Source organism: Cupriavidus mimosae (assembly GCF_023952485.1).
Lineage (GTDB): Bacteria > Pseudomonadota > Gammaproteobacteria > Burkholderiales > Burkholderiaceae > Cupriavidus > Cupriavidus taiwanensis_C.
In genome coordinates, this window is record NZ_JALHRY010000004.1 from 43892 (window position 1) to 65960 (window position 22069).

21 protein-coding genes are annotated in these 22069 nt (G+C 69.1%); 12 read left to right on the top strand and 9 right to left on the bottom strand.

Going from position 1 to position 22069, the window contains the following annotated elements:
• Positions 1 to 4: 4 nt before the first annotated feature.
• The 4 genes from MKD50_RS08860 to MKD50_RS08875 are packed head-to-tail and all read right to left on the bottom strand — an operon-like array spanning position 5 to position 4014.
• Entirely contained in the window at positions 5 to 1075 is a 1071-nt protein-coding gene (locus tag MKD50_RS08860) for a VWA domain-containing protein (protein ID WP_252666908.1), read from the bottom strand.
• Positions 1072 to 2094, bottom strand: a complete 1023-nt coding sequence (locus MKD50_RS08865; RefSeq protein ID WP_115700121.1) for a DUF58 domain-containing protein — start codon at positions 2092 to 2094, stop codon at positions 1072 to 1074. The genes MKD50_RS08860 and MKD50_RS08865 overlap by 4 nt, the downstream gene beginning before the upstream one ends.
• Entirely contained in the window at positions 2072 to 3085 is a 1014-nt protein-coding gene (locus MKD50_RS08870) for an AAA family ATPase (protein WP_115700122.1), read from the bottom strand. The genes MKD50_RS08865 and MKD50_RS08870 overlap by 23 nt, the downstream gene beginning before the upstream one ends.
• 11 nt (positions 3086 to 3096) lie before the next feature.
• Entirely contained in the window at positions 3097 to 4014 is a 918-nt protein-coding gene (locus MKD50_RS08875) for a S1C family serine protease (RefSeq protein WP_115700123.1), read from the bottom strand.
• A 74-nt stretch (positions 4015 to 4088) separates the two neighbouring features.
• Between MKD50_RS08875 and MKD50_RS08880 the strand changes: the two genes are divergently transcribed.
• Positions 4089 to 5150 (top strand): VWA domain-containing protein, encoded by a 1062-nt coding sequence (locus MKD50_RS08880; protein ID WP_115700124.1) that lies wholly within the window; start codon positions 4089 to 4091, stop codon positions 5148 to 5150.
• A gap of 53 nt (positions 5151 to 5203) precedes the next feature.
• Here MKD50_RS08880 and MKD50_RS08885 read toward each other — a convergent pair whose 3' ends face one another.
• Genes MKD50_RS08885 through MKD50_RS08895 form a run of 3 tightly spaced genes read right to left on the bottom strand, consistent with a single transcriptional unit; the run spans position 5204 to position 8435 of the window.
• Entirely contained in the window at positions 5204 to 6208 is a 1005-nt protein-coding gene (locus MKD50_RS08885) for a tripartite tricarboxylate transporter substrate binding protein (protein WP_240071951.1), read from the bottom strand.
• Positions 6205 to 7215: an NADPH:quinone oxidoreductase family protein gene (locus tag MKD50_RS08890; protein WP_252666909.1), complete on the bottom strand. Its 1011-nt coding sequence runs from the start codon at positions 7213 to 7215 to the stop codon at positions 6205 to 6207. The genes MKD50_RS08885 and MKD50_RS08890 overlap by 4 nt, the downstream gene beginning before the upstream one ends.
• Entirely contained in the window at positions 7212 to 8435 is a 1224-nt protein-coding gene (locus MKD50_RS08895) for a CaiB/BaiF CoA transferase family protein (RefSeq protein ID WP_252666910.1), read from the bottom strand. The genes MKD50_RS08890 and MKD50_RS08895 overlap by 4 nt, the downstream gene beginning before the upstream one ends.
• Positions 8436 to 8525: 90 nt before the next feature.
• Here MKD50_RS08895 and MKD50_RS08900 point away from each other — a divergent pair, with 90 nt between their 5' ends.
• Positions 8526 to 9476 (top strand): LysR family transcriptional regulator, encoded by a 951-nt coding sequence (locus MKD50_RS08900; protein WP_115700127.1) that lies wholly within the window; start codon positions 8526 to 8528, stop codon positions 9474 to 9476.
• A 45-nt stretch (positions 9477 to 9521) separates the two neighbouring features.
• Here MKD50_RS08900 and MKD50_RS08905 read toward each other — a convergent pair whose 3' ends face one another.
• Both MKD50_RS08905 and MKD50_RS08910 read right to left on the bottom strand, forming a co-directional pair.
• Positions 9522 to 10496 carry a tripartite tricarboxylate transporter substrate binding protein gene (locus MKD50_RS08905; RefSeq protein WP_371925308.1) on the bottom strand — a complete coding sequence of 325 codons (975 nt, stop codon included), beginning with the start codon at positions 10494 to 10496 and terminating at the stop codon, positions 9522 to 9524.
• 73 nt (positions 10497 to 10569) lie between these two features.
• A complete protein-coding gene (locus tag MKD50_RS08910) occupies positions 10570 to 11559 on the bottom strand; it encodes a LacI family DNA-binding transcriptional regulator (RefSeq protein ID WP_252666911.1) in 990 nt (329 codons plus the stop codon).
• Positions 11560 to 11830: 271 nt separating this feature from the next.
• Here MKD50_RS08910 and hpsN point away from each other — a divergent pair, with 271 nt between their 5' ends.
• The 10 genes from hpsN to MKD50_RS08960 all read left to right on the top strand — a co-directional run bounded on the left by hpsN (position 11831) and on the right by MKD50_RS08960 (position 22057).
• The gene (hpsN, locus tag MKD50_RS08915) at positions 11831 to 13141 is read left to right on the top strand and encodes a sulfopropanediol 3-dehydrogenase (protein ID WP_252666912.1); all 1311 of its coding nucleotides are present in this window, start codon (positions 11831 to 11833) and stop codon (positions 13139 to 13141) included.
• 2 nt (positions 13142 to 13143) lie between these two features.
• Positions 13144 to 13929, top strand: a complete 786-nt coding sequence (gene hpsO / locus MKD50_RS08920) for a (S)-sulfopropanediol 2-dehydrogenase HpsO (RefSeq protein ID WP_252666913.1) — start codon at positions 13144 to 13146, stop codon at positions 13927 to 13929.
• A 98-nt stretch (positions 13930 to 14027) separates the two neighbouring features.
• Positions 14028 to 15392, top strand: a complete 1365-nt coding sequence (locus MKD50_RS08925) for an MFS transporter (RefSeq protein WP_252666914.1) — start codon at positions 14028 to 14030, stop codon at positions 15390 to 15392.
• A gap of 72 nt (positions 15393 to 15464) precedes the next feature.
• Complete coding sequence (locus MKD50_RS08930; protein ID WP_252667103.1) at positions 15465 to 16478, top strand: galactitol-1-phosphate 5-dehydrogenase; 1014 nt, start codon at positions 15465 to 15467, stop codon at positions 16476 to 16478.
• A 128-nt stretch (positions 16479 to 16606) separates the two neighbouring features.
• Positions 16607 to 16888: a UxaA family hydrolase gene (locus tag MKD50_RS08935; protein WP_012355675.1), complete on the top strand. Its 282-nt coding sequence runs from the start codon at positions 16607 to 16609 to the stop codon at positions 16886 to 16888.
• Between the two features lie 81 nt (positions 16889 to 16969).
• Positions 16970 to 18145 (top strand): UxaA family hydrolase, encoded by a 1176-nt coding sequence (locus MKD50_RS08940; RefSeq protein WP_115683234.1) that lies wholly within the window; start codon positions 16970 to 16972, stop codon positions 18143 to 18145.
• Positions 18145 to 19080, top strand: coding sequence for a hydroxyacid dehydrogenase (locus tag MKD50_RS08945; RefSeq protein WP_252666915.1), 936 nt, complete (start codon positions 18145 to 18147; stop codon positions 19078 to 19080). The genes MKD50_RS08940 and MKD50_RS08945 overlap by 1 nt, the downstream gene beginning before the upstream one ends.
• A complete protein-coding gene (locus MKD50_RS08950; protein ID WP_115700135.1) occupies positions 19077 to 20099 on the top strand; it encodes an Ldh family oxidoreductase in 1023 nt (340 codons plus the stop codon). The genes MKD50_RS08945 and MKD50_RS08950 overlap by 4 nt, the downstream gene beginning before the upstream one ends.
• Positions 20100 to 20155: 56 nt before the next feature.
• Complete coding sequence (locus tag MKD50_RS08955) at positions 20156 to 21178, top strand: Bug family tripartite tricarboxylate transporter substrate binding protein (RefSeq protein WP_252666916.1); 1023 nt, start codon at positions 20156 to 20158, stop codon at positions 21176 to 21178.
• Between the two features lie 138 nt (positions 21179 to 21316).
• Positions 21317 to 22057, top strand: a complete 741-nt coding sequence (locus tag MKD50_RS08960; RefSeq protein ID WP_115700137.1) for a GntR family transcriptional regulator — start codon at positions 21317 to 21319, stop codon at positions 22055 to 22057.
• Positions 22058 to 22069: the final 12 nt, after the last annotated feature.

The following is a 22069-nucleotide window of genomic DNA, read 5'->3' on the forward strand; positions in this document are numbered from 1 at the left end:
CCCGCTACATCACGCGCCCGAACCACCACAGCGACAACAGTCCTGCGCAGGCCGCCAGCAGCGCGCCCAGCGCGGCGAACAACGCGGTGATCTCGACCTGGCTGCGCTTGTCGAACGCCAGCCGCGCGTTGAGCGCGCGGTATACGCGCTTCAGTTCGGTAGCGTCCTCCAGCCGGAAGTACTCGGCGCCGGTGGCATCGGCGACTTCCTTCAGCACCTTCTCGTCCAGCCTGACGCGGGCCGACCAGCCGTCGACCGAGAGCACCACGCCTTCGGGGGTGCCCACGCCCACGGTATAGATGCGCACGCCGTGCTCGGCGGCAAGCTGTGCCGCGCGCAGCGCGGCCGGGCCGGCGTTGCTTTCGCCGTCGGAGAACAGCACGATCGCGCCGGCGGTATAGGAGCCGGGCTGCACTGGGTCGCTGTCGCCGGCCGGATTGGCCAGGGCCCGTGATCGTCTTGGCGGCGGCGTGTCGTCGTTCATCAGACGCTCGGCATCGGGCGTGAGGTCCGGCAGCAGCGTGGTCAGCGCAATCAGCATGCCGTTGCCCAGCGCGGTGCCGCCCTGCGGCTGCAGGCGCTCGATCGCGGTGGCAACGGCTTCCCTGGCGCGGGTGGGAGCCTGCGCCACGGCGGCGGTGCCGGCCATGGCAACCACGCCGACGCTGACGCCGGCGGGTTGCGCCTCCAGCAGGGTGGTGGCCGCCTGCTGGGCGGCGCCCAGGCGGCTGGGCTTGACATCCTGGGCCCGCATGCTGCCGGACAGGTCCATCACCAGCACCACCGTCTCGATGCGCGAAGGCAGCATCATCACGGCCTGGGGCCGCGCGATCGCCGCGATCAGAGCGGCCAGCGCCAGCAGGATCAGCACCGGCGCCACGTGGCGGCGCCAGCCACTGCCGCCACGGGTGGCAACGCCCGCGGTCTTCAGCGCCGGGAAATGCACGGCAGCGTGCCGCCTGCGCCGATCGAGCCAGACATAGCCCGCCGCCAGCCCCCCGACCAGAGCGAACAGCCACAGCATGCCTGGCCACAGGAAGCTGAACACGGGCAAGCGGCTGATCGCGTCGATCATGCGGCCCCCCGGGCGATGTTCGCTGCCCTGGCGCTGACTTGCTGGCGCCGCCGCTGGCGCGCGAAGCTAAGCAGCGCCAGGTCGAGCCGGGCGTAGGTCGACAGCGTCAGGCACGCCACCCCGGCGCGCGCGAAGGCCTGGCGCAACTCCGCCTCTCGCGCCTCGGCGGCGGCGGCGAAGCGCTTGCGGAAGGACGGGTCGTGCGTGTCGACGAACAACTGCTCGCCGGTCTCCGCATCCTGCAGCACCACCAGTCCCAGGTCCGGCAACGCGGTTTCCAGCGGATCGACCAGCCGCACCGCGACCACTTCATGGCGCCGCGCCAGCATGCCCAGTGCCGCCTGCCAGCCGGGCGCGCTGATGAAATCCGACACCACGAACACCACCGAGCGCCGCCTTGCCACCGCGCGGGCGCGTTCGAGCAGGTCGCGCAGGCGGGTGTCGCCCGGCGATGCGGCGGGCGTGGCGCGCATGCGGTGCAGCAGGTGCAGCAGCTGGCGGCGCCCGGCGCGCGCCGGCACCACGGTGGCGTCCGTGTTGGTGGCCCCGCCATAGAGCACGGCGCCCACCCGGTTGCCATAGCGCGTCAGCAGCAGCGCCATCACCGTGGTGAAGTCGCTCAGCAGGTCGCGCTTGCGTACGTTGCCCGAGCCGAAGTCGATCGAGCCGCTCAGGTCCAGCAAGAACCAGGCCGCGACCTCGCGGTCTTCCTGGTATTCGCGCACATGCGGCGTTTGCAGCCGCGCGGTCACGTTCCAGTCGATATGGCGCACGTCGTCGCCGGGGTGGTATTCGCGCAGGTCGGCAAGGTCCAGGCCGAAGCCGCGGAACAGCGTGCGGTAGTCGCCTTGCAGCAGCCCGTCGAGGCGGCGCACCACGGTCCATTCGAGGCGCCGCAGCAGCGCGTCGGTCTGGTTCGCGCCGGCGCCGGCGGGCGCCACGCCGGATACAACGCCGGACGCAACCCCGGTCGCGGTGTCCGGGGCGTCCCGGGGCTTAGTCCGCCGCCGCCCGAACATGGGATTCCATGGGCCGCTCGGGAACCGGCAGCGCCTGCGAGATGCGGGTGATGAGCTGGTCGGCCGTGACGCCGTCGGACATGGCCTCATACGAGAGCGACAGGCGATGGCGCAACACGTCCGGCACCAGGTCGGCCACGTCCTCGGGCAGGGCGTAGTGGCGGCCGCGCAGGTAGGCCAGCGCGCGCGCCCCTTCGACCAGGCCGATGGTGGCGCGCGGGCTGGCGCCGAACGACACGTAGCGGTCCAGGTCCGCCAGGCCGAAGTCGCCCGGCTTGCGCGTGGCCGCGACCACGCGCACCGCGTACTGGACCAGGCTGGGATCGACATACACCTTGCGGCAGGCCTCCTGCAGCGCGGTCAGGTGCTCCGGCGTGGCCACCGGGCTTACGCTGATGCGCGGGCCGGTGACGCGGTTGACGATCACCACTTCTTCCTCTTCCGACGGATAGCCCACCAGCACCTTCATCATGAAGCGGTCGACCTGCGCCTCGGGCAGCGGGTAGGTGCCTTCGGTCTCGATCGGGTTCTGCGTCGCCATGACCAGGAACGGCGCGGGCACGCGATGGGTTTCGCCGGCGATGGTGACCTGCTTCTCCTGCATCACTTCCAGCAGCGCGCTCTGCACCTTGGCCGGCGCCCGGTTGATCTCGTCGGCCAGCAGCAGGTTGGCAAAGACCGGGCCGCGCACCGTGGAGAACTCGCCCGTGCCCTGGTTGTACATGCGCGTGCCGACCAGGTCGGCTGGCAGCAGGTCGGGCGTGAACTGGATGCGCTTGAAGGTGCCGCTCATGGTCCGCGCCAGCGTATTGACGGTCAGGGTCTTGGCCAGCCCCGGCACGCCCTCCACCAGCAGGTGGCCGCCGGACAGGATGGCCACCAGCACCCGTTCGAGAAAGTGGTCCTGCCCGACCACCACGCGTTTCACCTCGTACAGCAGGCGTTCCATCAAGTTGGCGCTGTCGGCTGCGCCCCTGGCTTGGTCGTTCATAGGTCCCCGCGTCAGAAAGGAGAAGTTCCGATGGATACGCCGGCGCTTTCGATCGTGGTGGCGAAGCCGATGCCGATGAAGGTGCCGCTGTTGCCGGGATTGAGGATGGCGGTGACGATGCCCACCACCTCGCCGTTCATGTTCACCAGCGGGCCGCCCGAGTTGCCCGGATTGACCGCGGCGTCGAACTGGATCAGCTTGTCCAGGGTCCGCTTGTTGTCCGACGCGACGAACTCGCGGTCCAGCCCGGACACCACCCCGGCGGATACCGACGGCCCGATGCCGAACGGAAATCCCACCGCGACCACCTCGGAGCCGGGCAGCAGGTCCCGGCTGGAACCCAGCGTTGCCGCGGGCAGGTCGTCGGGTATCGACCGGGCCTGGATCACCGCCAGGTCTTTCTCGGGAATCGTCTGCAGCACGGTGGCCTCGGAGGTGTGTCCGTCGTGGAAGGTCAGCTCCAGGCGGCGCGCTCCCGCAATCACGTGGAGGCTGGTAAGGATCACGCCGCGCTCGGTCACCACCACGCCCGAGCCGATGTGGCGGGATTCCGGCTGGTTCTCCGCGCTGTTGCCGGGCGGGCGTTCGTTGGGCAGGGGCGGGGCGGTCGGGGCGGGCAGCGTCGAGGATGGGGCTTCCGGCGGCGGGGCCGCATCACGCTCGGCCTGCGGCGCGGACGCCGCATCGGCGCTTTTCGCGGGCGCGGGGAAATTGCGGATTTCGACCACCGACTCGCGCACCGCCTCGGCCGCCATGGCGGTGCGCGACGGGAGGGGCTTGGTCTCGAGCGTGTGCAGCACGGCCGCGTCGATATCCTTCTGCGTCAGCGCGCGCGGCTTGGGCTGCAGCAGCCACGCCGAGCCCACGCCGGCGGCCAGAACCAGCGCGACGGTCGCCGAGACCCATCCGTAGATCGTCACCCGTTTCATCGCAGCCCCCGAGGTCCCGTCCCGCCTTAAAAAATACAGTACCATCCTCTTACCCACGCGCCAAGGAGCAGGGCATGCAGTTTCTCTGGCCGCAGATGCTCTGGTTGCTGCTTGCGCTTCCGGTGCTGGCAGCCGCTTACCTGTACCTGCTCGCGCGGCGCAAGAAGGCCGCGGTGCTGTATGCAAGCCTTGCATTGCCGCGCGCCGCGCTCGGCCCGCGCCAACGCCTGCGGCGCCACATTCCACCGTTGCTGTTCTTCTTCGCGCTGGCCGCGGCATTGCTGGCCTGCGCGCGTCCCAGCGCCACCATCACGCTGCCGGCCGACACCGTGACCCTGGTGCTGGCGATGGACACCTCGCGCAGCATGGAGGCCGCCGACGTGCCGCCCAACCGCATCAGCGCCGCCCAGCAGGCCGCGCGCGACCTCGTGGTCGGGCTGCCGGCCAGCGTGCGGCTGGGCATTGTCTCGTTCGCCGGCACCACGGCGGTGGTGCTGCCGCCCACCGACAACCGGCAAGACATGCTCGACGCGATCGATCGTTTCCAGCTGCAGCGCGGCACCGCCACCGGCAGCGGCCTGTTCCAGGCGCTGGCGGTGCTGTTTCCAGAAGACGGCATCGACCTCGAAGTGATCCTGTTCGGCAGCCGCTCGGACCGCGCCGGACGCGGCACCTCGCTCGACGAGGCCGCCGCGGCCGATGCCGCGCGCCGGCGCGAACAGAACCAGCAGGCGGCGCAGCCCGGTTCGTACCCGCACGGCGCGGTGATCCTGCTCAGCGACGGCCGGCGCACCACCGGCCCGGACCCGCTCGACGCGGCACGCATGGCCGCCCAGCGTGGCGTGCGCGTCTACACCGTCGGCTTTGGCTCGCAGCAGGTCACGTCCGCGCCGGAGTCCAGCCTGGCCTACTTCATGCAACTGGACGAACCGGCGCTGCGCGCGGTCGCCGCCATCACCGGCGGCGAGTATTTCCACGCCGGCTCGGCGGCCGATCTGAGCCAGGTGTACCGCCAGCTCAGCGCGCGCTTTGCACTGGAGCGCAGGGAAACCGAGCTGGGTGCCTTGTTCGCTGCAGGGGCGGTGGTATTGCTGGCGTTGGCGTGCGGGTTGTCGATGTTGTGGTTCAGGCGGTGAGGGCGGCAAGCGATGGCGGAGTCATGTGAGGAGGCGACGGTCGCCGCTATTGCCTACTGGTCTGCCTTCGCGCCCGAACGGCGCACGATTTCCGCCCATTTCCTGCCCTCGGCGGCGTTGTAGCGGGCAAAGTCGGCGGGTGACGAGCCCACCGGCTCAGCACCCATGTCCGCGTATTGCTGGCGCACATCGGGTCGTTTCAGCGCGGCAGCCGCATGCGCGGCAAGCTTCTCGACCACCGCTGCCGGCGTGCCGCGCGGCGCCCACAAGCCATACCAGGTACTGATGTCGAAGCCGGGCAAGCCCGACTCCGCAACGGTCGGGATGTCGGGCAGCGCGCTTGCGCGGCGTGGGGTGGTAACAGCGATGGCACGTAGCTTGCCCGACTTGATGAACGGCATGGCCGACGGCATGGAATCGAACATCAGCTGAATCTGGCCGCCCATCAGGTCCGTCAGCGCCGGCGCGCTGCCCTTGTATGGAACATGCTGCATCGGCACCCTGGCCGCAAGTTTGAAGGATTCGCCCGCCAGGTGCTGGGCCGAGGCATTGCCCGCCGAGCCGAAGTTGAGCGCGCCGCCCTCGCGCCTGGCATAGGCAATCAGGTCCTGCACGGTCTTCACCGGCGAGGCGTTGCCGACCACCAGCACCAGCGGTACATCGGCCAGCTGCGTGATTGGCACGAAATCCTTGAATGCGTCATAGCGCATCTTCGGCTGGATGCTGGGGTTGATCACGTGCAGCGAGGCATTGGCGAGGATGGTGTAGCCGTCGGGGGCCGCGCGCGCCACGGCTTCGGCACCGATCATGCCGCTGGCGCCAGGCTTGTTGTCGACCACCACGCCCTGGCCCAGGCTTTCGCCCATCTTGACCGCCACCACGCGCGCCAGCAGGTCGGTGGGCCCGCCGGCCGGGTAGGGCAGCACCATGCGCACAGGATGTTGCGGAAATTCCTCCGCGCCGGCGGCAGCGGGCAGCAGCGCGCTGGCGGCCGACAGCACCAGCGCCGCGCGCAGCCGCGTCCATATCGCACGTGATTTCGGATATCGGGTGTTCACGTCTCTGTCTCCTTGATTTTTATCGCTACCTTGCCCACCACCTGGCGGGATTCCAGCGCGGCCAGGGCATCGCCCAGGCCGGTGATCGGATACGTCGCGGACACGGTCGGCGCCAGCTTGCCCTGCGCGGCCCAGTCGAACAGCGTTGCCATGACGTCCTGCAGCGCCGCGGCGTGCTGTGCGCGCTCGTTGGCGGGCGTCCAGCCGATATAGCGGCCAAAGAAGAAGCCGTGCAGCGTCAGGTTCTTGACCAGTAGCAGGTTCACCGGTGCCTGCGGGATGGTGCCGCTGGCAAAGCCGATGCTGAGGATGCGGGCGTTGGCCGCCGCCGCGCGCAGCGCCTGCTGGAACAGCTCGCCACCGACGGGATCTACCACCACGTCGGCACCGCGGCCGCCGGTCAGGGCCTTGACCGCGCTTGCCAGGTCCGCCGGCGCCACTGCGTGCGTGGCGCCGCGCCGCAGCGCGTCGGCACGCTTGGCCTCGGTGCTGGCGCAGGCGATCACGGTGGCGCCGAGCTCGCGCGCAATCTCCACCGCGGCCAGCCCCACGCCCGCACCCGCGCCCAGCACCAGCACGGTATCGCCGGGGCGCAGCGCGCAGCGCCACACCAACCCGCAATAGGCCGTGCCGTACGAAATCGGAACCGGCAGCGCGACCGTCGAGGGCAGCGCGTCCGGCACGCGATAGACCGTGTATTCGGGCACCGTGACCCGTTCGGCAAAGCAGCCCCAGTCCGCGATCGCCACCACGCGGTGGCCCGGGCGCAGCCGCGTGACGGCATCGCCGCAGGCGACCACGCGGCCGACGGCCTCGGTCCCCGGCACGAAAGGCAGTGGCGGGCGTCTTTGGTACTGCCCGGCAATCATCAGGCCGGTGGCGTGGCTTACGCTGGCATACTCGACCGCGATCGTGACCGCGTGCGGGTCAGCCAGCGCCGGCTCGGGAATGGATTGCACGGAGACGTCGTGCACACTGCCAAATTGTTCGCACACCAGCGCCTTCATTGGACACCTGCCCTGGCCGCTGGGGCCTGCCGCGCCACGCCCTGGCGCAGCCAGTCGTCGATGGCCAGCTGGCTGAAGCCCGCCTCGCGCAGGATCTCGACGGTGTGTTCGCCGTTGGCCGGCGCCGGGCCGGCATCCCGGCGCAAGCCGCGCGCCGGGATGCCGGCAAAGGGCAGCGGCCCCAGCCCGGGCTGCGCGATGGCCTGGAAGGTTTGCCGATGCGCGGCCTGCGGATGCGCGAGCACGTCGTCATAGGTGCGCACCGGGGCATGCAGCACGTCATGCCGGCTGAGTATGTCCTGCCATTGCGCGGTGGTGCGGGTGGCGATGCAGCGCGCCACCAGCTGGTTGAGCAGCGCGGCATGAGCCATGCGCGCGGCGTTGTCGGCAAAGCGCGGGTCTTCGAGCCAGTCGGCGTGGTCCAGCGCCTGGCACAGCTTGCCAAACTGCGCGTCGTTCAGCGCCAGCAGCGTCAGGCTGCCGTCGCGGCTGGCATAGACCCCGTTGGGCGCGCTGACTGGCCCCGCTGCGGACGGGCCGCCGATGGCATGCTCGAGCAGGTTGTTGGCCTGCAGCGCGCAGCAGGCCTCGAACAGGTTCAGTTCGACATGGCCACCGCGCCCGCTGCGATAGCGCCGGCACAGTGCCGCGGCGCACGCCTGCGCGGCATAAAGGCCGGTGGCGGCATCGGCCAGCAGCATGCCGATGCGGCGCGCGCTGCCATCGGCGTCCCGGTTGGCGAACATGAGTCCGGAATCCGCCTGCATGACAGAGTCCGACGCCGGATAGTCGGCATACGGACCGTCCGGACCATACCCGCTGATCGACACATAGACCAGCTCGGGCCGTCGCTCGGCCAGCGTCGCATAGCCCACGCCCAGCCGTCCGGCCACCTGCGGGCGGAAGTTCTGCACCAGCACGTCGGCCTGCAGCGCCAGGTCAAGCAGCACGGCCTTGCCAGTGTCGGTGGTGGCATCGATGCAGGCGCTGCGCTTGCCGCCGTTATAGGCCAGTGCCAGCGCGCTGGTATCGCCGCGCAAGACACCGACCTTGCGGCCCCAGTCGCCCGCGGGAGGCTCGATCTTGATGACTTCCGCGCCTTGCTGCCACAGGATGTGGGCGCAATACGGGCCGGCGATGCCCTGGCTGATGTCCAGCACGCGCAGGCCGGCAAAGGGCAGGTCGGTGTCGTCCGGGCTGGTGGTGGAGGGTGGGGGCATGAGCTCGTCGGCAGGGATAAACACGAGCTTTATGCTAGGGTTGGCGTTCCGCCGAAACAATCCCTCGATTTGTGCCAATGGTGTTGACTGATGATTGACAATGATTTCGATCTCAACCTGGTGCGGCTCTTCGTCACCATGGTGGAGTCGCGCACGCTGACGGCGGCGGCGCAGCGCAGCGGCATGACGCGCTCGAACGTGTCGCGCCGCCTGAAGCTGCTGGAGCAGCATCTGGGCGCACAGCTGATGCGCCGCACCACGCGCCATGTCGAGCTGACCGAAGCGGGACAGCTGCTGTATGCGCATGGCCTGCGCATGCTGGATGAACTGCAGTCCGCCAATACCGCCATCGACAGCCTTGGCCAGGTGGTGCGCGGCGACGTGCGGATCCGCCTGCCGACCGGGCTGGGCCACCTCTACCTGACGCCGCTGCTGCTGGAATTCGCGCGCAGCTATCCGCAGATTTCGCTGCGCGTGGTGATCAACGACAACATTGGCGACCTGATTCCGGCCGAGGTCGACGTGGCGCTGAAGATCACTTCGCAGCCGCCCGACGACCATGTGGCCCGGCGCATCTGCGAGGTGGGCTGGTGCCTGTGCGCATCGGCATCGTTTCTGGACCGCCACGGGCCGGTGCGCACCGTAGCCGACCTGGAGCGCTGCGACATGATTGCGCCGGCATCGCTGGGACGCCGCTTTACGCTGAAGGTATGGTTGGCCGGCACGCCGATGACCTTGCGCGTGTCGCCGCGGATCCAGTCAGGCGACTATCCGTTCCTGTTCGAATCGGTGATGGGAGGGCTTGGCGTGGCGCTGCTGCCGCGCTATGCAGTCTGGCGACAACTGCAATCGGGACAGATGCGCGAGGTGCTGGCCGAGTGCGAAGCCGAAGGCGTGGGCGACAGCGTCTACATGCTGACCGCGCCCAACCGCTTTCCGACCCTGGCCACGCGCACGCTGATGGACTTTATCCGCCAGCACCTGGAGCGGCAGGCAGAGAACTGGGGCAGCCGCCACGCCGCTGCGGCGACTGCCGGTTGAGCCGGGGCCGGCACGGGTCGCTTTTTCGGCGTGGCGGCAAGGCGCCTACTTCTCCTGCATCTTCGCCGCCTTGACGATCTCACCGAGGCGCCGGCGTTCCGCGTCGACGAACTTGATGAAGTCCGCGCGCGTGCCGCCGACGGGCTCGATGCCCACTTGCTTGAGCTTGGCGGCGGCGGCCGGATCTTTCATGGCCTTGTCCACTGCCGCGGCGACCTTGTCGAGGATGGCGTCGGGCGTGCCCCTGGGCGCATGGACGCCGGCCCAGTGCGCAATCTGCAGGTCCGGAAAGCCTTGCTCCACCGCGGTGGACAGCTGCGGGTAGGCCGAGATGCGCTGCGTCCACGTGGTGGCCAGCGCCTTGAACTTGCCGTCGTGCAGGATATGCGGCAGTGCGATGATGCTGGCTTCGGAGGTGCCTTCCACCTGGCCGCCCAGCACGGCCGTGGTGCTTTCCGATCCGCTCTTGTAAGGCACCGGCTGCAGCTTCGCGCCGTACTTCACGTTCAGGATCTCCGCGACGAAATGCGGGGTGCTGCCGGTGCCGGCGGTGGCGAAATTGAAGCCATTGCCTTTCTTCGAAGCCTCGACGAAGTCGCGCAGGTCCTTGTAGGGCGCGTTCTTCGGCACCACGATCACCGACGGCGCCAGCCCGATCATCGCCACCGGCACCAGCGCGTCGTCCTTGAACGGCATCGACTTCTTGATCATGCTGTTGGAGATCACGCCGGCGGCGCTGATCAGGAAGGTGTAGCCGTCCGGCGCGCTCCGCGCCACCAGGTCGGCGCCCACGGTGCCGCCCGCGCCCGGCCGGTTCTCGACCAGCACGGTCTGGCCCAGCGCCTTGCTGGCGCCTTCGGCGGCCGCGCGCGCCATCAGGTCATTGGCGCCGCCCGCGGCGAACGGCACGACGAAGCGGATGGTCTTTGCGGGCCAGGAGTCTTGTGCGTTGGCCGGGCTGGCAGCAACGAGGGCTGCCGCGGCAAGCAGGCCGAGCGGGAATCGGTATGGGATCGTCAAGTCGTGTCTCCTCAGGGTTGTGCAAAGGCCGGCGCTGGTTCGCTGCGCCGGCACGGGTGAAACCGCGGCCAACCTAGGCTGGCTCGCCCGGCGGCGCGGTGGTGCCGCGCTGTACCAGCGCGACCGGCATTTCCATCCGGCCCGGCTCGATGCCGTCCTGCAGCCAGCGCAGCAGCGCGAGCGCGGTCTGCCGGCCCAGTTCGCTGCTTTCCAGCGCAATGGTCGTCAACGCGGGCGTGACTTCGGCGGAGATCGGCAGGTCGTCGCAGCCGACGATGGACAACTGGCGCGGCACCTCCAGGCCCATGGCCGTGGCCTCGAACAGGCAGCCGAGTGCGAGCACGTCGTTGCCGCAGAAGATCGCCGTCGGCGTTGCCGGGGCATGGGCAAGCACCGCGCGCAAGCCGGCCCGGCCGCCGGCGAAGGTGTAGGGTTGCTCGCATACGGCGCCTGGAGGCAGCGGCGCGCGCAGCGCACGCAGCGTGCCGAGGAAACCCTCGGTGCGAAGTCGCGCGCGGTCGTTATGGGCGCCGATGCCGGAAATCATGCCGAAGCGGCGGTGGCCCAGGTCGTACAGATGGCGCGCAGCCTGCGCGCCGATCTCGAAATTGTCGAAGCCAATGCAGGGATACTGGCTGGACAGGGACCAGGTCAGGATGGTGCGCGTGCCGGATTGGCGCAGCAGCGCCAGCGTGTCCGGCGCATGGTCGGCGCCGACCAGGACCATGGCATCGACCGCGCGCTCGGACAGGGCGCGTACCACGTCGGTCTCGGTGTCCGGATCGTAGTTGTGCGAGCCCAGCAGCAACTGGTAGCCGCCGGCCGCCAGTACCTGCTGCATGCCCTGGATCGCATGGGAAAAGATGGCGTTGTCCAGCGTCGGCACTACCGCGGCGACGGTGCGCGAACGCCCTGATGCCAGCGTGCGCGCCGACGCATCGGGGACATAGCCGAGCGCGTCGATCGCCTGGCGCACCCGCTGCAGGGTGTCTTCCCGCACCAGCGAGGGCGATGACAGGGCGCGCGACACCGTCGCCATCGATACTCCCGCTAGCTTCGCCACGTCTTCAAGTCTGGTCCGCCGCACGTTTGCTGTCCTGGTTGCCGTTGCGCCATTGTCACCGATCTGTGCGGTACACACGACTATGCCGGGGACGGTGGCCCTGACTTGCAAGTTTGCTGAGGGAAAACCCTGCCTTGCACTCCGTCGTTCTCCGTCTAATCTTGCATGAAAGCGCTTTCATTTGAAAAATGCCTGGAAATTCGAGATTCACAGTTTTGCCTCGCCCAGAAATGATAGCGCTTACATCCGAAATTAAAGCCGAGGACGCCCGATGATCACCTACCTGAAGCAAGCCGAGAAAACGCCGCAGACAGAGACCGCCACCGCGCAGAAAGTGGTAACCGACATGCTGGCCGAGATCCGGGCGCATGGGGAGGCGGCCGTGCGCCAGTACGCCAGCAAGCTCGACGGCTGGGACGGCGAGATCGTGCTGACCCCGGACCAGGTCCGGCAGCAGACCCGCGACGTGCCCGCGTCGGTGCGCGCCGACATCGATTTCGCGATCCGCCAGGTGCGGGAGTTCGCGCTGGCGCAGCGCGAATCGCTGCGCGAGTTCGCGGTCGAACTGCACCCGGGCGTGACGGCGGGGCAGCGCGTGATCCCGGTCAACGTAGTGGGCTGCTACGCCCCGGCCGGGCGCTATGCGCATATTGCCTCGGCCTACATGGGGGTGGCGACGGCGAAGGCCGCCGGCGTCGGCACCGTGGTGGCGTGCTCGAGCCCGTTCCGCGGCCAGGGCATCCACCCGCACGTGCTCTATGCCTTTCAGGCGGCCGGCGCGGACGTAATCATGACGCTCGGCGGCGTGCAGGCGATCGCTGCGATGGCCTATGGCCTGTTCAGCGGCAAGCCCGCCGACGTGGTGGTCGGTCCCGGCAACAAGTTTGTCGCCGAGGCCAAGCGGTCGCTGTACGGGCAGGTAGGCATCGACGTATTCGCGGGGCCGTCCGAAGTTGCCGTGATCGCCGACGACAGCGCCGACCCGGCCCTCGTTGCCAGCGACCTGGTGGGTCAGGCCGAGCATGGCCACGAGTCGCCTGCCTGGCTCTTCACCACCTCGCGCGCGCTGGCGGAACAGGTAATGGCGCTGGTGCCGGCGCTGATTGCTGCGTTGCCGCCGACCGCGCGCGACGCGGCCACGGCGGCATGGCGCGACTATGGCGAGGTCATCGTCTGCGACAGCCGCGAAGAAGTGGCCGCGGTATCGGATCGCTATGCCTCCGAGCATCTGGAGGTGCATGCGCGCGACCTCGACTGGTGGCTGGCCCACCTGACCTGCTACGGCTCGCTGTTCCTTGGCGAAGAGACCACGGTGGCCTTTGGCGACAAGACCAGCGGCCCCAACCATGTGCTGCCGACCAAGGGCGCGGCGCGCTATTCCGGCGGGCTCTCGGTGCACAAGTTCATGAAGACACTGACCTGGCAGAAGATGACGCGCGAGGCGACGCGGCAGATCGGGCAGGTGACCGCGCGCATTTCGCGCCTGGAGGGCATGGAGGCGCACGCGCGTACCGCGGACGACCGCATGGCAAAGTACTTTCCGAACGCCCGCTTCGAGATGGGCGCGCCGGTGGAGGTGTGACGATGGCGCCCATCCACAACACGGCCGGCGCTGCCGGACCGGACCTGCGCGGCCGGCAGGCGCTGGTGACCGGCGGCAGTTCCGGTATCGGCGAAAGCCTTGCCGAGGCACTGGGCCGGGCCGGCGCCAGGGTGGTGCTGGCGGCGCGCCGCCAGCCGCAACTCGATGCGGCGGCTTCGCGGCTCGACGCGATCGGCATCGCGGTCGACACGCAGGCGCTGGACGTGTCCGACCTCGATGCGATTCCCGCCGCCGCAGCGGCCTTGCAGCGCCGCTGCGGCACCATCGATATCCTGGTGAATGCCGCGGGCATGAACCTGCGCCAGCCCTTTGACAGCGTCACGCCGGCGTCGTGGCGGTTGCAGCTGGACACGCATCTGGGCGCGCCGTTCTTCCTGACGCAGGCGCTGGCGCCCGCGATGCAGGCGCAAGGATGGGGGCGGGTGCTCAACCTCGCGTCGCTGCAGTCTTACCGCGCCTTCGCCAACAGCGCGCCCTATGGCGCGGCCAAGGGTGGCATCGTGCAGCTGACGCGTGCCATCGCCGAGGCGTGGTCGCGGCACGGCATCACCTGCAATGCGATCGGACCCGGCTTTTTCCCGACCGCGCTGACCGGGCCCGTGTTCGCCGATGCCGCGCTGGCCGATTACCATGCCGGGCGCACCTGCATCGGCCGCAACGGCGCGTTGCCGGACCTGCATGGGCTGGCCGCGTTCCTGGCCAGCGACATGGCCGCGTATATCACCGGGCAGACCTTCATGGTCGACGGTGGCTACACGGCAAGATGATTCCCGCCGCGGGGCGCATCGATTCGCCCCGCGCGCCTTGACCGATATCCAGAGCGCCATACGCGCCGCCTCGGGACCAGACCCGACAGGAGACAAGCATGACGAGACAGGTAGCGGCGCAGCCGCCGGCACAAGACCCCGGACGCAAGCTGAGGAAGATCGTGACCTCGAGCACGATCGGCGCGATGGTGGAGTGGTACGACTTTTTCCTGTACGGCGTGGTCGCCGGACTCGTGTTCAACAAGCTGTACTTCCCGTCGACCGACCCGGTGGTCGGCACGCTGCTGGCCTACGCCACCTTCGCCGCCGGGTTTGTCGCGCGCCCGCTGGGCGGCGTGATCTTCGGCCATTTCGGCGATACGCTGGGACGCAAGCGCATGCTGGTGCTGACGCTGATGATCATGGGCATCGCCACCACGGCCATCGGCCTGATCCCGACCTACGACCAGATCGGCATCTGGGCCCCGGTGCTGCTGCTGTTGTGCCGCATCGCGCAAGGCATCGGCCTCGGCGGCGAATGGGGCGGCGCCGTGCTGATGACGTTCGAGAGCGCGCCGGCGGGCCGCCGCGGCTTCTTCGCCAGCCTGCCGCAGACCGGCATGTCGCTGGGCCTGGTGCTGGCCAGCGGCGTGATTGCGTTGCTGTCGGCGCTGCTGTCGGACCGGGACTTCCTGGCATGGGGCTGGCGCATCGCCTTCCTGCTGAGTGCGGTGATGGTCTTCATCGGCTCCTACATGCGCACCCATGTCGAGGAGTCGCCGGAATTTGCCGCGGCACAACGCCACCCGCCGAGCCAGCAGCCGGATGCCAGCGCCTTGCCGTTCCTGGCCATGCTGCGCCAGTACCCCCGCGTGGTGCTGGCGTGCATGGGCGCGCGCTTTATCGACGGCGTCTTCTTCAACGTGTTCGGGGTGTTCTCGCTTGCCTACCTGACCCAGACCCTGAAGCTGTCGCGCAACGAGGCGTTGCTGGGCGTGCTGCTGGGCGCCGCCGTGATGACGCTGTTCATCCCGCTGTGGGGCGCCGTGTCCGATCGCCTCGGCCGGCCGCTGGTGTATGGCACTGGCGCGCTGCTGGCGGGCCTGTCGGCGTTTCCCGCGTTCTGGCTGATGCAGCATTCGGGCGGCAATGTGCTGCTGGTATGGGCGGCAATCATCATCCCCTTCGGCATCTTCCATGCCGCCGTGTTCGGCACCATGTCGTCGATGTTCTCCGAGGTCTTCGATGCGCGCGTGCGCTATACCGGGATTTCCTTCGTCTACCAGTTCGCGGGCGTGTTCGCCGGCGGCCTGACGCCGATCATCGCCACCTGGCTGAATGCGCAGGGCGGCGGCGAGCCCTGGTACCTGTGCGGCTACGTGCTGGCGATCGGCGTGCTCAGCGCGGCCTGCACGCTGTGGATCGGCCGGCGCCAGGGCCCGGCCGGCGCGCGTGCGCTGGCACCGTCCGAAGCCGGCGCCTGATTCCTTCGTTCGGGCGGCAATTGCGCCGCCCGTCCTTGTGGTTCCCCTCCCATGTCCACTACTGGCAAGGCCATGAAAGCGATCGTCTATACCGAACCCAACGCCGTCGCGGTCCTGGAGCGCGACATGCCGGCCCTGGCCCCCGGCGAAGCCCTGCTGCGCATCGATGCCAGCGGCATCTGCGGCTCTGACCTGCATGCCTACCACGGCCACGATCCGCGCCGCAAGCCGGGACTGGTGCTTGGCCACGAGTTCGCGGGCACGGTGGTGGCCTCGTCCGACCCGGCCCGGCTGGCCGTCGGGCAGCGCGTGACCGCCAACCCGCTGGTGACCTGCGGGCATTGCGACTATTGCCTGCAAGGGCGCGACAACCTGTGCGCGCACCGGGGCATGGTCGGCATGAGCCGGCCCGGCGCGTTGTCCGAATACCTGGCGATTCCGATCCGCTGCGCGATCCCGCTTCCGGACGCGCTGCCCAGCGTCAGCGCGGCTCTGACCGAGCCCGCGGCGACCGCGCTGCATGCGGTGAACCTGACCATGCGTGCGCTGGCCAGGCCGCTGCCCGAGTCCCGCGTGCTGGTCATCGGCGGCGGCGCGATCGGCATGCTGGCCGCCGCGCTGGTGCGGTCCTATGGCTGCGGCGAAGCCCAGGTGGCCGAGACCAATGCGCTGCGCCGGGCTTCGGTGACGCGGCATCTCGGCTGCGAGGCGGTCGACCCGCTGGCCGGCCCGCTGCCGGAATCAGCCTTCGACGTGGTCATCGACGCGGTGGGCGCGGGTGCGACGCGCAAGCTCGCCATCGCCGCCGCGTGGCCCGGCGGCGTGGTCATGCATATCGGCCTGCAGGACTGGGCCAGCGAGATCGACATGCGCAAGCTGACTTTGGCCGAGCTGACCCTGCTGGGCACCTATACCTACACCATGGCCGACCTGCGTGCCACCGTGGCGGCGCTGGAGCGTGGCAGTTTCGGCACGCTGGAGTGGGTCGAGACGCGCGCGCTGAGCGATGGTCCGGCGGCCTTTGCCGATCTGGCCGCAGGCCGCGTGGCGGCCGCCAAGGTGGTGCTGATTCCCGAAACCGTCTGACTGCGCCGCGCGCGCGACCGGCACGCTGACCAGGACGTCGATCGAAATTCATATATATGAGTTGGTTGACATGGATGAATTCAACGCCTACCATGATTTCACGCACGACCCACAGAGAGGAGACAACGATGATTCACGTAGTGCTTCATGACGCCAAGGACACCGTCGCGGTGGCCGTGGTGGAAGGGATCCAGCCCGGCACCCAGCTCAATGCCTGGATCATGGACGAAGACAAGATCGTGACGGTGACCGCCCTGCAGCCGATTCCCATCGGCCACAAGGTGGCGCTGCGCGACATGGATGTGAACGAGACCGTCTACAAGTACGGCATCGACATCGGCAAGGTGGTGGCGCCGATCAAGGCCGGCCAGCACGCCCACGTCCACAACATCAAGACCAAGCGCTGGTAAGCCGGGCGCGCCGCGCCTGCGTTCCATTTGCCTTCATTCCGCTTCAATTCCGCTTCCATCGCGCATCCAAGGATCCACGTCATGTCCGTGATCGACCAAAACACCACCTTCTGGGGCTACCGCCGCGACAACGGCCGCGTCGGCGTGCGCAACCACGTCATCATCCTGCCGCTGGACGACCTGTCCAACGCCGCCGCCGAGGCCGTTGCCGCCGCGATCAAGGGCACCATGGCGATTCCCCATCCGTACGGCCGCCTGCAGTTCGGGCCCGACCTGGACCTGCATTTCCGCACCCTGATCGGCGCGGGCAGCAACCCGAACGTCGCCGCGGTGGTGGTGATCGGCATCGAGGAGGGCTGGACCAAGAAAGTGGTCGACGGCATCGCTCAGACCGGCAAGCCGGTGGTCGGCTTCGGCATCGAGGGCCACGGCGACCACGACACCATCATGCGCGCCTCCAGGGCCGCGCGCGAGTTCGTGCAATACGCCACCGCGCTGCACCGCGTGGAGTGCCCGATCAACGAACTGTGGGTCTCGACCAAGTGCGGCGAATCGGATACCACCTCGGGCTGCGGCGCCAACCCGACCGTCGGCAACGCCTTCGACAAGCTGCATCCGCTGGGCACCACGCTGGTATTCGGCGAGACCTCGGAGCTGACCGGCGGCGAGCATATCGTCGCGGCGCGCTGCGCCAACGACGACGTGCGCCACCAGTTCATGGCGATGTTCGAGCGCTACCAGGGCATGATCGACCGCTGGAAGACCTCCGACCTGTCGGAGTCGCAGCCGACCAAGGGCAATATCGCCGGCGGCCTGACCACCATCGAAGAGAAGGCGCTGGGCAATATCCAGAAAATCGGCAAGAAGTGCACCGTCGACGGCGTGCTCGACAAGGCCGAGGCGCCGACGCATGCGGGGCTGTGGTTCATGGATTCGTCGTCGGCCGCGGCCGAGATGGTCACGCTGTGCGCGGCCGCCGGATATGTGGTCCATTTCTTCCCGACCGGGCAGGGCAACGTGATCGGCAACCCGATCGTGCCGGTGATCAAGCTGTGCGCCAACCCGCGCACCGTGCGCCTGATGAGCGAGCACATGGACGTCGACTGCTCGGGCCTGCTGCAGCGCGAGCAGACCCTGGACCAGACCGGCGACAAGCTGCTGGAATGCATGCTGGCCACCATCAACGGCCGCTGGACCGCGGCCGAGGCGCTCGGCCACCGCGAGTTCGTGCTGACCCGCATCCACGAGTCGGCATAATGAAGCGCATCTGCATCAGCGAGTTCATGGACCCGGCCGCGGTGCAGGCGCTGAGCGCCGGCTTCGACCTGCGCTACGAGCCGGGCTGGGTGGACAGGCGCGGCGAGCTGCTCGAGGTCCTGGACGGGGCGCACGCGCTGGTGGTGCGCAACCGCACCCAGGTGGACGCGGCGTTGCTGGCGAGCGCGCCGGCCTTGCGGGTAGTGGGGCGGCTTGGCGTGGGGCTGGACAACATCGACGTCGCCGCCTGCCGCGAGCGCGGCATCCGCGTGATTCCCGCGGCGGGGGCCAATGCACGCTCGGTGGCGGAGTACGTGGTGACCACGGCGGCCGTGCTGCTGCGCGGTGCCTACCTGTCCAGCGCCGAGGTGGCGGACGGCCAGTGGCCGCGGGCCAGCTTGTCGGAGGGCCGGGAGGCGCTGGGCAAGACGCTGGGCCTGATCGGTTTCGGTGACATCGGCCGGCAGACCGCGGCGCTGGCGCGCGCCTTCGGCATGCAAGTCATTGCCAGCGATCCGATGCTGCCCGCAGACGATCCGGTGTGGACCGCCACCGGGGTAGCCTGCGTGCCGCTCGACGCGCTGCTGGCGCAGGCGGACGCGGTCAGCCTGCATGTGCCGCTGGTGCCCGCCACGCGCAACCTGATCGATGTCGGCCGCCTGGCGGCGATGAAGTCCGGCGCGGTGCTGATCAATACCGCGCGCGGCGGCGTGGTCGACGAGGCGGCGCTTGCCGATGCGCTGCGGGCCGGGCATTTGGCCGGCGCCGCGCTGGACGTGTTCGCCAGCGAGCCGCTGCCCGCGGGCAGCGCGCTGCGGGGCGTCCCCAACCTGATCCTGACACCGCACGTCGGTGGCGTGACGCGCGAAGCCAATGCGCGCGTATCGATGATGATCGCCCGCGAGGTGCGGCAATCGCTGGAGCAGATACCATGAGCCGGATTGCGTTGCAGGAACTGGAGCGCGTGGCCGCCGCGGGCCTGCGCCGGGCCGGGGCCAGTGCCCTGCAGGCGCGGGCGACCGCGGCGGCGCTGGCGCGGGCTGATGCGGCGGGGCTGCCGTCGCACGGCGTCTCGCGCGTGCCGATGTACGTGGCGCACCTGCGCCATGACCGGGTCGACGGCAATGCCGAGCCGGCGGTACAGGGCACGCGCGCCAGCGCGGTGCTGGTCGACGCGCGCTGCGGCTTTGCCTTCGCGGCGTGCGACCTGGCCATCGCCGAAGCCGTGGCACGCGCGCGCGCATCCGGCGTCGGCGTGGCCGCGGTCACCAACAGCCATCACTTCGGCGCCGCAGCGCTGCCGCTGGAGGCCGTGGCGCGCGCCGGCATGGTCGGCATCGCCATGGGCAATTCGCCAGCGGCCATGCCGGCGTGGGGCGGCAAGCGGCCGTTGTTCGGCACCAACCCGATTGCGGCGGTATTCCCGCGGCAGGGCCACGCGCCGGTGGTGATCGACCTGTCGCTGTCGGAAGTCGCGCGCGGCAAGATCATGGTGGCGGCGAAACAGGGCAAGCCGATACCGGTCGGATGGGCGCTGGATGAGGCCGGCCAGCCGACCACCGACGCCCAGGCCGCGCTGCGCGGCTCGATGCTGCCGGCGGGTGGAGTCAAGGGCGCGATGCTGGCGTTGCTGGTGGAGCTGCTGGTGACGTCGCTGGCCGGGGCGCAGTTCGGCGCCGAGGCCGATTCCTTCTTCAGCGATGCGGGCAACCGTCCGCGCATCGGTCAGTTGTTCTTCGTGCTGGATCCCGGCGCCTTCGCCGGCTCGCAAGTCTACGCCGCGCGCGTGGAAGCGCTGCTGGCGGCGATGCTGGACGACGAAGGCACACGCGTGCCGGGCGAGCGCCGCGTAACCGCGCAGGCGCAGGCGGCAGCGCACGGCGTCGACGTGCCCGACGCGCTGTGGCGTGAACTGCAATGGCTCGCGGGCGAGGAGGTTGGCGCGCCGCATTGATTTCCTCACAACGGACCCACGCTTAGATGGGCCGCCATAACTACCGGAGACAAATCATGAATCGACGCTTGATGGGCGGCGCGCGCAGGCACCTGAACCGCGTGCTGCTTGCCTTGTCAGTTGTATCGGCCCTGGCTGCGCTGGCGCCGCGGCCTGCCGCGGCGCAGGGCGGCAGCGATGCCGCAGCCGCGGACTTTCCGGGCAAGCCGATCCGGTACGTGGTGCCGTTCGCGGCCGGCGGCCTGACCGACATCATGGCGCGCATGGTCGGCCACCAACTCTCGGAAGAGTGGAAGAAGCCCATCGTGGTCGACAACCGGCCGGGCGGCAATGCCAATATCGGCGCCGAGCAGGTCGCCAAGGCGCCGCCCGACGGCTACACCTGGCTGGCGGTGACGCTGACGCACGCGTCCAACGTGACCTTGTTTCCCAAGCCGCCGTTCAGCATGCAGAAAGACCTGGTGCCGGTGGCGCGGATCGCCTCGTCGCCGATGATGGTGGTGGTGCCTGCCAGCTCGCCGATCAAGTCGATGAAAGACCTGGCCGCGGCGGCGCAGCAGTCCAAGCTGAACGCGGGCTCGAGCGGCAACGGCACGCCGCCGCACCTGACGCTGGCCCTGTTCGAAAGCCAGACCCGGACCAGCTTCACCCATGTGCCGTACAAGGGCGGCGCGCCGTCGATGACCGACCTGATCGGCGGCCAGATCGACGTGGTCTTCTCCAACTTCCCCGAGTCGCTCGCCTATGTGAAAGGCGGCAAGCTGCGCGCGCTCGCCGTGACCACGCGCGAGCGCCATCCGCTGCTGCCCGACGTGCCCACCGTGGCCGAGGCCGGCTATCCGGAACTGATCGTCGAGAACTGGACCGGCCTGATGATGCCGGCCGGCACACCCCGGCCCATCGTCGACAAGGTGGCGGCCTCGGTCGCACGCATGCTGGCCGCCGAGTCGGTGCGCGGGCGCATCGTCACCGCGGGCTTTACCCCCGCGGCCGGCGGGCCTCCGTTTGCCGACTATTTCAGCGGCGAGGTGACGCGCTGGGCCCGGCTGATCGAAGAAAAGCACATCCGGGTCGAATAGCGGCGCGGCGCGCCCGCCGCGCCGGGAAAGGCCGGCCGGCGGGTACGGCGGCCGGCTTTAGTATGATTCGTCTTATCTATATGAGTCAGTCATGGATCGGCCGGCCGCCCCGCAGGCGGCGTTGCAAAGGACACTAACGTGGGCTCCAGATTCGATGCCGGCGCAGCCATCGGCGGCGTGCTGTACAAGGACGTCAAGCACGCCATCCTGGCCGCCCTGGCCGAGGGCGAGTGGAAACCGGGCGAGGCCATTCCGTCGGAGCGCAAGCTGATCGAGCGCTTCGGCGTCTCCATCGGCACGCTGCGCAAGGCCATCGACGAACTGGTGGCCGAGAACATCATGATCCGCCACCAGGGGCGGGGAACCTTCGTCGCGACGCATCGGCAGGAAGACCATTTCTTCCGCTTCTTCCGCATCGTGCGGCAGGACGGCTACCGCGAGTTCCCGACGGTGCAGCTGGCAAAGTTCCGCCGCGCCAGGGCCGACAAGGAAGAAGCCGCGGCACTGGGGCTGCCGCTCGGTGAAGCCGTGTTCCGCTTCACCAACGTGCTGTCGCTGGAAGGGCGCGCGGTCATGATCGACGCCATTACCGTCCCGGCGGAACGCTTCAGGACGCTCACCGAAAAGCTGCTGCGCGAGCGGCCGAACACGCTCTACAACTTCTACCAGGACGTCTTCGACATCAACATCATCCGCACCGAAGAACGCCTGCGCGCGGCACTGGCCGACGAGGAAGACCACGAACTGCTGGGCGTCCCCGTCGGCACGGCGATGCTGAAGATCCTGCGGGTGGCGTCGTCGTACCAGAACGAGCGGATCGAGTACCGCGTCTCGAAGCTGGATACTTCGGATTACGAGTTCGCGCTGTCGCAGCCGTGAAGGGGCGCGGCG

What these genes read in the sequence shown, in the direction of transcription:
- MKD50_RS08930 (WP_252667103.1), top strand. Translation starts at nt 15,465, where the DNA reads ATGAAAGCGATCGTCTATACCGAACCCAACGCCGTCGCGGTCCTGGAG.
- MKD50_RS08865 (WP_115700121.1), bottom strand. Translation starts at nt 2,094, where the DNA reads ATGTTCGGGCGGCGGCGGACTAAGCCCCGGGACGCCCCGGACACCGCG.
- MKD50_RS08895 (WP_252666910.1), bottom strand. Translation starts at nt 8,435, where the DNA reads ATGCCCCCACCCTCCACCACCAGCCCGGACGACACCGACCTGCCCTTT.
- MKD50_RS08875 (WP_115700123.1), bottom strand. Translation starts at nt 4,014, where the DNA reads ATGAAACGGGTGACGATCTACGGATGGGTCTCGGCGACCGTCGCGCTG.
- MKD50_RS08925 (WP_252666914.1), top strand. Translation starts at nt 14,028, where the DNA reads ATGACGAGACAGGTAGCGGCGCAGCCGCCGGCACAAGACCCCGGACGC.
- MKD50_RS08950 (WP_115700135.1), top strand. Translation starts at nt 19,077, where the DNA reads ATGAGCCGGATTGCGTTGCAGGAACTGGAGCGCGTGGCCGCCGCGGGC.
- MKD50_RS08860 (WP_252666908.1), bottom strand. Translation starts at nt 1,075, where the DNA reads ATGATCGACGCGATCAGCCGCTTGCCCGTGTTCAGCTTCCTGTGGCCA.
- hpsO (WP_252666913.1), top strand. Translation starts at nt 13,144, where the DNA reads ATGGCGCCCATCCACAACACGGCCGGCGCTGCCGGACCGGACCTGCGC.
- MKD50_RS08870 (WP_115700122.1), bottom strand. Translation starts at nt 3,085, where the DNA reads ATGAACGACCAAGCCAGGGGCGCAGCCGACAGCGCCAACTTGATGGAA.
- MKD50_RS08935 (WP_012355675.1), top strand. Translation starts at nt 16,607, where the DNA reads ATGATTCACGTAGTGCTTCATGACGCCAAGGACACCGTCGCGGTGGCC.
- MKD50_RS08900 (WP_115700127.1), top strand. Translation starts at nt 8,526, where the DNA reads ATGATTGACAATGATTTCGATCTCAACCTGGTGCGGCTCTTCGTCACC.
- MKD50_RS08880 (WP_115700124.1), top strand. Translation starts at nt 4,089, where the DNA reads ATGCAGTTTCTCTGGCCGCAGATGCTCTGGTTGCTGCTTGCGCTTCCG.
- MKD50_RS08940 (WP_115683234.1), top strand. Translation starts at nt 16,970, where the DNA reads ATGTCCGTGATCGACCAAAACACCACCTTCTGGGGCTACCGCCGCGAC.
- hpsN (WP_252666912.1), top strand. Translation starts at nt 11,831, where the DNA reads ATGATCACCTACCTGAAGCAAGCCGAGAAAACGCCGCAGACAGAGACC.
- MKD50_RS08945 (WP_252666915.1), top strand. Translation starts at nt 18,145, where the DNA reads ATGAAGCGCATCTGCATCAGCGAGTTCATGGACCCGGCCGCGGTGCAG.
- MKD50_RS08955 (WP_252666916.1), top strand. Translation starts at nt 20,156, where the DNA reads ATGAATCGACGCTTGATGGGCGGCGCGCGCAGGCACCTGAACCGCGTG.
- MKD50_RS08890 (WP_252666909.1), bottom strand. Translation starts at nt 7,215, where the DNA reads ATGAAGGCGCTGGTGTGCGAACAATTTGGCAGTGTGCACGACGTCTCC.